The following is a 500-nucleotide window of genomic DNA, read 5'->3' as shown; positions in this document are numbered from 1 at the left end:
AGATATTGGTCAGGACTGGAACCAGCTTAGTGGTTGCCCCAGAGGCCCTGGCCGGATTCCTGCTGGTTCGAGTTCGGCGCGTTCTTGATGAAGCGCTGTTCGAACTTGCTGATCGAGCCGGTGACGGTGCGATCGACGTTGCCCGCCGGGGCCGTTACGGCCGACTGGTTGGCATCGTTCGGGTTGAAGTGGTCGCTGCCGGCGAAAGCGCTGCCCGTGGCAATGAGGAAGGCAGCGGCGGCAAAAGCAATCTTGTTCATTTTAGGTACTCCAGATTTCAAAAGTCGTGTCCGTCTAGTGGCGTGCCTTAATGGAAATTCGCGTCGCTCGGACCACCCCGAAATGGGTCGGCCCTGTTGCCATTTCCAATCACGAAAAGTTGTGAACCGAACCGTTCGGTTCGATCTTGAAATTGCGTGAGCGATGCAGTGGCCACATTTTTATCGTTTAATACCAGTCGTTTAGGGAAATCATCGCCAGATGAGGCACCCTGATATGGG

The 500-nt window shown here is 55.2% G+C and carries 2 protein-coding genes; both read right to left on the bottom strand.

The genetic code is table 11. The features are described 5' to 3' along the window. Positions 1 to 26: 26 nt before the first annotated feature. Positions 27 to 260, bottom strand: a complete 234-nt coding sequence (locus tag EOD07_RS36940) for a DUF680 domain-containing protein (RefSeq protein WP_040988310.1) — start codon at positions 258 to 260, stop codon at positions 27 to 29. A 47-nt stretch (positions 261 to 307) separates the two neighbouring features. Then, positions 308 to 500: hypothetical protein (locus EOD07_RS38310; RefSeq protein WP_206519685.1), on the bottom strand; the 193-nt coding region annotated here is incomplete at its 5' end.

Source organism: Mesorhizobium sp. M2C.T.Ca.TU.002.02.1.1 (assembly GCF_003997225.1).
Note: the sequence above shows the minus strand (reverse complement) of the source record. Positions and strands in the feature narration are given on the sequence as shown.